At 60.2% G+C, this 405-nt stretch carries 1 protein-coding gene; it reads left to right on the forward strand.

What is annotated here, in order from left to right; genetic code table 11:
• The coding region (locus AF337_RS18375) for a carboxylesterase family protein (protein WP_152971129.1) at positions 1 to 330 on the forward strand (330 nt) is incomplete at its 5' end.
• Positions 331 to 405: the final 75 nt, after the last annotated feature.

Raw genomic sequence — 405 nt, forward strand, 5'->3', positions numbered from 1 at the left:
CCTTATGTCGCCGAGGCCTTACGCAACGATCCGATGTGGAAAGGCACTCTGCACGGCTTCGAAGTTCCGTATACGCTGGGCATTCCAAACGCACTGGTGAAAGACAAGGTCACGCCCGCCGACTGGGCCATGGCCACATTGGCGAGTGCTTACTGGGTTGAGTTTGCAGCGAGTGGTGACCCCAATGGAGGCTCACGGCCAAAATGGCCCAACCACAACCAGGCCGTCGACAGGCTCATCGACTTCAGCAATGACGGCGCGACGGTCGGAGCCGATCCGCTGAAGCCCAGGCTCGACCTCTGGCAAAGCCGTTGGCAGGAGACGAAATGACGGGGTCGGTGCCTGTCGTCTGATTGACGGAAGCCCGATCTCCGCTGAATTGCGCTTGGCAGCTTTGGGGCGACA

Origin of the sequence: Rhizobium ecuadorense, from assembly GCF_001187535.1 — a bacterium.
Classification (GTDB): Bacteria; Pseudomonadota; Alphaproteobacteria; order Rhizobiales; family Rhizobiaceae; genus Rhizobium; species Rhizobium ecuadorense.